Origin of the sequence: Rhodococcus sp. MEB064, from assembly GCF_000834565.1 — a bacterium.
Taxonomy (GTDB): domain Bacteria; phylum Actinomycetota; class Actinomycetes; order Mycobacteriales; family Mycobacteriaceae; genus Rhodococcoides.
Map to the genome: position 1 here is coordinate 20,540 of NZ_JXQS01000041.1, position 7,942 is coordinate 28,481.

The following is a 7,942-nucleotide window of genomic DNA, read 5'->3' on the forward strand; positions in this document are numbered from 1 at the left end:
TAGTGTTCGCGAAGCTGTCCCGAACCGGAAGAGGTACCACCATGAGCGCGAACACCGTTCGTCTGCAGGCCTTGCGCGCCGTCGAGGCCTACCAGCCTCCGGCCGTGAGTTTCACCGACTCCGAGACGCCGGGCCAGGTGTTCGGGGAGAACGTCTTCAACCGGGTCGTGATGCAGAAGCGACTGCCGAAGTCGGTCTACAAGTCGGTGGTCAAGACCATCGAGCACGGTGCTCCGCTGGACCCGATGGTGGCGGACGCGGTGGCGTCGGCGATGAAGGACTGGGCGATCGAGAAGGGTGCGACGCACTACGCGCACGTCTTCTACCCGCTCACCGGCCTTACCGCCGAGAAGCACGACAGCTTCCTCGAGCCGGTGTCCGACGGGTCGGCGATGGCGGAGTTCGCCGGCAAGACGCTGATCCAGGGCGAGCCCGACGCGTCCAGCTTTCCCAACGGCGGCCTGCGCAACACGTTCGAGGCTCGCGGGTACACCGGCTGGGACGTCACCAGTCCGGCGTACGTGCTCGAGAACCCCAACGGCAACACTCTCTGCATCCCGACGGTCTTCGTGTCGATGACGGGTGAGGCGCTCGACCACAAGACGGGCCTGTTGCGCTCGCAGCAGGCGATGGGCGGTCATGCGGAGCGCATCCTGACGCTGTTCGGTCACACCAGCCCCGAGCACGTGGTGTCCTTCTGTGGCCCGGAGCAGGAGTACTTCCTGGTCGACCGCCACTTCTTCCTGGCTCGCCCCGACCTGCTGAACGCGGGCCGGACGTTGTTCGGCGCGAAGCCGCCCAAGGGGCAGGAATTCGACGACCACTACTTCGGTGCCATTCCCGAGCGTGTTCTCGGATTCATGATGGACACCGAGCGTGAGCTGTTCAAGCTGGGTATCCCCGCCAAGACCCGTCACAACGAGGTCGCGCCCGGCCAGTTCGAGATCGCGCCGATGTTCGAACGCGGCAACATCGCAGCCGATCATCAGCAGTTGTTGATGACGACGTTCAAGACCATCGCCAAGAAGCACGGCATGGAGATCCTGTTCCACGAGAAGCCTTTCGACGGGGTCAACGGCTCGGGCAAGCACGTCAACTTCTCCCTGGGCAACTCCGAACTCGGCAGCCTGCTCGTACCCGGAGACACCCCGCACGACAACGCCCAGTTCCTGGTGTTCTGCGCCGCCGTGATCCGCGCCGTGCACAAGTACGCGGGGCTGCTGCGCGCCTCGGTCGCGTCGGCGACCAACGACCATCGCCTCGGTGCCAACGAGGCTCCGCCCGCCATCATCTCGATCTTCCTGGGCGACCAGTTGGCCGATGTCTTCGACCAGATCGCCAAGGGTGCGGCGACGTCGTCGAAGGGCAAGGGCACCATGATGATCGGGGCGGACACGCTCCCCGTTCTGCCGACGGACCCGGGCGACCGCAACCGCACCAGCCCGTTCGCGTTCACGGGCAACAGGTTCGAGTTCCGCGCACCGGGATCGATGCAGACGGTCAACGAGCCGATGGTCGTCATCAACACGATCATGGCCGAGTCGCTGGACTACATGGCCACCGAACTGGAGACGGCTGTCGCGGACGGCGTCGACTTCGACACCGCGGTGCAGAACCTGTTGACGCAGATCATCACCGATCACGGCGCCGTGGTGTTCAACGGCGACGGATACTCCGAGAACTGGCCGATCGAGGCCGAGGCTCGTGGACTGGCGAACCTGCGCACCACTCTCGACGCCCTGCCGGAGCTCATCACCGACGAGGCTCTCGCGCTGTTCGGCAAGTACAACGTCTTCAACTCGCGGGAGATGCACAGCCGCTACGAGATCGGGCTCGAGCAGTACGCGTTGACCATCGGAGTCGAGGCACGGTTGACCCTCGAGATGGGGACCACCATCGTGCTTCCCGCAGCGGTCCGCTACCAGACCGAGGTGGCCCAGAACCTGGCCGCGTTGAAGGCGGTCGGGGTCGAGATCGACATGGCGCCGCTCGATGCCGTGTCCGAACCCCTCGCTGCTCTCCGCGCGGGGTTGGCGACGCTGAAGGCAGCGCTCGCGGCCGACACCGGTCACGACGCTCTCGGTGAGGCGACGCACGCGAAGGAAGCCCTGCTCCCCGCGATGGCGGCAGTGCGTGCGGCCGCGGACACACTCGAGGAGGTCGTGGCCGACGACCTGTGGCCGCTGCCGACGTACCAGGAGATGTTGTTCGTCCTGTGACTCGGGGTTCGCGCTGGTGACTTCCCCTCGAGCCGTCTCGGATGTCCGATTTCGGGACGGCTCGGTCTCCGGCAGGCGGTAGCTTTCCGCCTCGGGGGTGATCGATGTGTCGTACAGCGCGATGTCGATGTTCACAGTGCCGATGCGCATCGGGCTGGTGGTGACGGCTGTTGCCGCGACCGTGGTGGTCAGTGCGGTATCCGCCGTCGCTGCGCCGGCGGAGTCCGGTGTGGGGTCGACGTACCGGTGCACGGGCGATGTCGCCGGAGCAGCCGAGGATCCGGTGGTCCTGGTGCACGGCACCTGGACGACCAGCGCCGAGGACTTCGGCGCCGTTCTCGAACCGTGGCTCACGCAGACCGGTCGGCCCTTCTGCACGGTGGAACTTCCGAGTCGCGCGACGGTGGACGTCCAGATCAGTACGCAGTACGTGGTCGACGCCGTGCTGCGCACCGCGGATGCCCGCGGCGGCCCGGTCGACCTGGTCGGACACAGTCAGGGTGGGACGCTCGCGGCGTGGGCGGTCAAGTCCGACCCGGACGTCGCTGCCGTCGTCGACGACGTCGTGGGCCTCGCTCCCGTCGGAGCCGGACAGGACACCGACGCCGTCTGCGGTGCGCTCGGTGGGTGCGCCGCCCCCATCTGGCAGTTTTCCACGGGCTCGGACTTCATGACTGCCCTCGTCGAGACGCCGTTCCCGGCCGGGTCGTCGGTGACCACCGTCGCGACCGCCTTCGACGAGCTGGTGCGGCCGGCTCCCGCCGCCAACGCGATGACCGGTGCTGCCAACCTGGTCATCCAGGATGTCTGCCCGGGCAAGTACGTGTCCCACGTGCTGCTGCCGTCCGATGCCACCGCGATGGCGATGCTGGCCGACGCGCTCGATCACGACGGTCCGGCGGATCGCTCCCGCATCGGTACGCAGAGCTGCCTGCAGCTCACTCCTCCCGGCACCGATCCGCTGGGACCGCTGAAGACGGCCCCGTCCGCTCTGGCCGGTCTGGTGCAGGCGCAGGTGGAGACTCGACTGCTCCCCGGCGAACCGCCCTTCCTCGGCCCCTGACGTTCGGCCGAGAGGCGGAACGGGTACGAACATGAACCATGAGTGAGAATGCACCGTCCGTCCTGTGGTTCCGGCGCGACCTCCGACTCGGCGATCATCCGGCCCTGGCGCACGCGGCCGAGGACGGACGGGACGTGCTGGCACTGTTCGTCCTGGACGAGCACCTGCTGGGGCCGTCCGGTCCGGCGCGGCGCGATGTGCTGTTCCGCTCGCTCACCGCGCTGAACGAGCAGCTGGGCGGCCGGTTGTTGGTCGTCGAGGGAGACCCGGTCACCGCGGTGCCGGCCGTCGCGAAGGCGGTCGGGGCCGATGCCGTCCACGTCAGCGAGGACTTCGGACCGTACGGTCGCCGGCGTGACGACGCGGTGGCGGAGTCGGTGGACCTGGTCCGCACCGGTTCGCCGTACGCGGTGTCACCGGGACGGATCCGAAAGGACGACGGCGAGGGTTTCAAGGTCTTCACCCCATTCTATCGCCGGTGGCAGGAGCACGGGTGGCGTGGCCCGGCCGACACGTCCGCGAAGACGGCCACGTGGATCGATCCGGACAGCCTCTCGGGCGGCCCTGCGCGGACCGACATCCCGGAGGAGAGCACGCACGCGGACGTCGACGCGGGGGAGAAGGCGGCCCTGGCCTCGTGGGCCGACTTCCGCGACGACCGCGCCGCCGGGTACGACGACGAGCGCAACCGTCCCGACAAGGACAGCACCAGCCGCATGTCGGTGCATCTGAAGTACGGCACCATCCATCCCCGGACGATGCTCGCCGATCTCGCGTCTCTGAAGAACGACGGGTCGGAAGCGTACCGACGCGAACTGTGCTTCCGAGACTTCTACGGGGACATCCTCTTCCGCCGTCCGGACAGCGCCCGCGAGAACTACGACAAGCGATTCGATGCCATCGAACTCGACTCCGGCAAGCACGCGGACGAGCTGTTCCAGGCATGGTGCGACGGCAGGACGGGTTTCCCCATCGTCGACGCCGGGATGCGACAACTGGTGTCCGAGAACTGGATGCACAATCGTGTGCGCATGATCGTCGCGTCGTTCCTGGTCAAGGACCTGCACCTGCCGTGGTGGCGTGGAGCGCGCTTCTTCCTGCATCACCTGATGGACGGTGACATCGCCAGCAATCAGCACGGGTGGCAGTGGACTGCCGGCACGGGAACCGATGCGTCCCCGTACTTCCGCGTCTTCAACCCCACCACGCAGGGAGAGAAGTTCGACCCGAACGGTGACTACGTGCGTCGGTGGGTCCCCGAACTACGCGGCATCGACGGCAAGGCGGTGCACATGCTGAAGGACGGTCGGCCCGAGGACTACCCCGAGCCGATCGTCGACCACAAGCACGAGCGGGAGGAAGCGTTGCGTCGCTTCGCCGCGCTCAAGTCCTGAAGACGGCCGCGAGCGCGTCGAGCACCGATGCGTCCTCGATGGTCGACGGAACCACCACCTCGGTTCCGTCGGCCATCTGCCGCATCGTCTTTCGCAGGATCTTGCCCGAGCGGGTCTTCGGCAGCGCCTGCACGACGGTGACGTCGCGGAAGGTCGCGACGGCGCCGATGTCGGCGCGCACCGCGGCGACGAGTTCCGCCCGCAGCGTGTCCTCGTCGATGGACACCCCGGACTTCAGCACCACGTACGCGCTCGGTCGCTGTCCCTTCGTCTCGTCGTGGATACCGATGACGGCACATTCTGCGACGGCCGGGTGCGACGCGACCACGGCTTCGATACTGCCCGTGGACAATCGGTGCCCGGCGACGTTGATGACGTCGTCGGTGCGGCCCAGCACGTAGACGTATCCGTCGGCGTCGACGTATCCGGAGTCGCCCGTCAGGTAGTGCCCGTCGAAGGCATCGAGATAGGACTTCACGAATCGCTCGTCGTCGTTCCACAGACCCGTGAGAGTGCCCGGGGGGAGCGGTAGTTCGAGCACGATGTTGCCCTCCGTGTTCTCGGGCACTGCCGCACCGGATGCGTCGAGGACGCCGACGCGGAAGCCGGGAACGGGGACGGTGGGTGAGCCGGATTTGATCGGCATCGCTTCCAGACCTCGAAGGTTCGCGCAGATGGCCCACCCGGTCTCCGTCTGCCACCAGTGATCCACGACCGGCTTGCCCAGGATCCTGGACGCCCACGCGAAGGTGTCGGGGTCGAGACGCTCCCCGGCGACGAACAGGGTCTCGAGCGACGACACGTCGTACTCGTCCAGCAGCGCCGCGTCGGGGTCGACCTTGCGGATGGCGCGCAGCGCCGTCGGCGCCGTGAACAGCGCTCGGACGCCGTAGTCGGCGATCACGCGCCAGAACGCGCCGGCATCGGGCGTTCCCACCGGCTTGCCTTCGTACAGAACGGTTGTCGCGCCGGCGAACAGGGGGCCGTACACGATGTAGCTGTGGCCGACCACCCACCCGACGTCCGACGCCGTCCACATGACCTGGCCGGGACCGACGTCGTAGATGTTGCGCATCGACCACGTCAGGGCCACGGCATGGCCGCCGTTGTCGCGCACCACGCCCTTCGGCTTCCCTGTGGTACCCGACGTGTAGAGGATGTACAGCGGATCGGTGGCCGCGACGGTGACCGGGTCGGCAGGTTCCGCCGTCTCCATCTCGAGGTCCCAGTCCAGCCAGGTCGCCGGTGTCTCGATCGAGACCTCCGGCCTGGTCCTGACGATCACGGCGCGCGGCGTCGCCGTCGACATCTCGAGGGCCGCCGCGACAGGGGTCACGTAATCGACGGTGCGACCCGGTTCCAGGCCACCCGTCGCCGTGACGACGACGACCGGGTCCGCGTCGTCGATACGTGCGGCCAGTTCCTTGGCCGCGAAACCGCCGAACACGACGGAGTGGACGGCGCCGAGCCGCGCGCACGCGAGCATCGCGACGACGGCTTCGGGGATCATGGGCATGTAGAGGACGACGCGGTCGCCCGTGCGGACACCGTGGGCGGCGAGCACCCCGGCGAATCGCGACACGGTGGCCAACAGTTCGGCGTAGGTGAACGACACCCGCGCTCCCGTCATCGCCGAGTCGTGGATGAGCGCCACTCGGTCGCCCGCGCCCGCGGCGACATGCCGGTCCAGCGCATTCACACAGGTGTTCAGGGTGCCGCCCGGAAACCAGCGGTAGAACGGTGGCGTCGTGGAGTCGAGGGCCCGTGTCGGGGCGCTCTCCCAGTCGACCGCGCGCGCGGCGTCCAGCCAGAAGGTCTCGGGATCGGTCGCGGCGGCGTCGTACGCCCTGCGGTAGGCACCGGATTCGCTCATGACCCGACTGTAATATTCGTCCGCGTTCCGTAAGGTCGAGTCATGACCCTGATTGCCGAGGATCTGCTCCTTCTCCTTCTGGACGACGGATCGGGGAAGCCGGTCGTCGACAGCACCAAACTGCCGCGTGTCCTCGCCGGCGCCGTGGTGCTCGAGCTGGCGATGGACGGCACGGTCTTCGTCGCCGGCGACAACGAGTCCACGAAGAAGGGCCGCCTCGCCGTCACGCCCGGTCGCATTCCATCGGATCAGCTCCTCGCCCGTGCGGTCGACACCATCGAGACGGCGAAGCGGCCGATGACGCCCAAGTCCGCCGTGGAGAAGCTGCACAAGGGCATTCGCGAGCAGGTCGTGGCCAGGGTGATCGATCGGGGGTTCGTCGGCGAGGAGCGCGGTCGGGTTCTCGGGCTCTTCCCGACGACGTCGTGGCCGGCGCGCGATTCTTCGCACGAGGATCGGGTACGCGCCACGTTGTCGTCGGTGCTGGTCGACGGACTCGACCCCGACGCGCGCACCTGCGCACTGGTCGCCCTGCTGTCGGCGATCGATGCCACGCACAAGGTGTTGCCCGATGCCGACAAACGCTCGATCAGGAACCGCGCCAAGGACATCGCGCAGGGGGACTGGGCCGGTGAGGCTGTCCGGAAGGCGGTGCAGGACGTCTACACGGCGGTCACCGTGGCCGTGATGGTGCCGGTGATGGCCAGTACGTCCGGCAGCTGAGCGTCGCGCGTGACCCGGTGCTCTCCGCAGTGGCACCGGAGATAGATCACCGTGCCTTCGCTCGTCGGGTGTCGGGACGCGACGGTCCATCGGTGCAGGCACAGGAGTTCGCTCATGTCGTCGAGTCTGCTGTAATGGTCTTATGCATCTCAACCCTTACGGAGAATATGCCGTCCGGCTGGCCGTCGACATCGTCAACGATCCGCCGACGGACGCCGTGGAGTTCGAGCAGCGTTGCCTCGACGCGGGCATGTCGGACGACACCGTCGCGATGCACACGGACCTCGCGCGCGCCGCGGCGTTCTTCGACGAGTGGCTGACGGTGATCGACGCGCCGACACACGATCAGCGTGCACTCGCGCTCAACGCGCTGCTGGCGCAGACGTCCGCGTATCCGAGGTTGACCAACCACGCCGACGACGGCTGGCACCTGCACTACCGTGATCCCGAACTGCCCCTCGCCGACGTCGTGCGAGCACTGGTCAGCGTCGGAACCGCACTCCACCTCGTCGGGCGTGGAATGCACCGACTGGGCCGCTGCGATGCCGCGGACTGCGATCGGGTGTACGCCGACTTTTCGCGAACGGGGAGGCAGAGGTATTGCGGCACAGCATGTTCGAATCGCGACGCGGTGCGTCGACATCGAGCGAAAGCTACCGCCCCAAGTTCC

General features: G+C 67.5%; 6 protein-coding genes. 5 read left to right on the plus strand and 1 reads right to left on the minus strand.

Going from position 1 to position 7,942, the window contains the following annotated elements:
- Nucleotides 1-41 precede the first annotated feature (41 nt).
- The 3 genes from RU01_RS17690 (at nucleotide 42) to RU01_RS17700 (ending at nucleotide 4,676) form a co-directional block, all read left to right on the plus strand.
- Nucleotides 42-2,219 carry a glutamine synthetase III family protein gene (locus RU01_RS17690; RefSeq protein WP_042575909.1) on the plus strand — a complete coding sequence of 726 codons (2,178 nt, stop codon included), beginning with the start codon at nucleotides 42-44 and terminating at the stop codon, nucleotides 2,217-2,219.
- A gap of 121 nt (nucleotides 2,220-2,340) precedes the next feature.
- Nucleotides 2,341-3,282, plus strand: coding sequence for an esterase/lipase family protein (locus RU01_RS22270; protein WP_156148976.1), 942 nt, complete (start codon nucleotides 2,341-2,343; stop codon nucleotides 3,280-3,282).
- Nucleotides 3,283-3,320: 38 nt separating this feature from the next.
- Nucleotides 3,321-4,676, plus strand: a complete 1,356-nt coding sequence (locus RU01_RS17700) for a cryptochrome/photolyase family protein (protein WP_042575899.1) — start codon at nucleotides 3,321-3,323, stop codon at nucleotides 4,674-4,676.
- Here the strand turns inward: RU01_RS17700 and RU01_RS17705 are convergent.
- Nucleotides 4,666-6,549 (minus strand): propionyl-CoA synthetase, encoded by a 1,884-nt coding sequence (locus RU01_RS17705; RefSeq protein WP_042575900.1) that lies wholly within the window; start codon nucleotides 6,547-6,549, stop codon nucleotides 4,666-4,668. The genes RU01_RS17700 and RU01_RS17705 overlap by 11 nt on opposite strands.
- A gap of 42 nt (nucleotides 6,550-6,591) precedes the next feature.
- Between RU01_RS17705 and RU01_RS17710 the strand changes: the two genes are divergently transcribed.
- Together RU01_RS17710 and RU01_RS17715 are read left to right on the plus strand one after the other, a co-directional pair.
- A complete protein-coding gene (locus tag RU01_RS17710) occupies nucleotides 6,592-7,272 on the plus strand; it encodes a GOLPH3/VPS74 family protein (RefSeq protein ID WP_042575901.1) in 681 nt (226 codons plus the stop codon).
- 142 nt (nucleotides 7,273-7,414) lie between these two features.
- Nucleotides 7,415-7,942, plus strand: a 528-nt coding sequence (locus tag RU01_RS17715; RefSeq protein ID WP_042575902.1) for a CGNR zinc finger domain-containing protein, incomplete at its 3' end; no start/stop codon positions are given.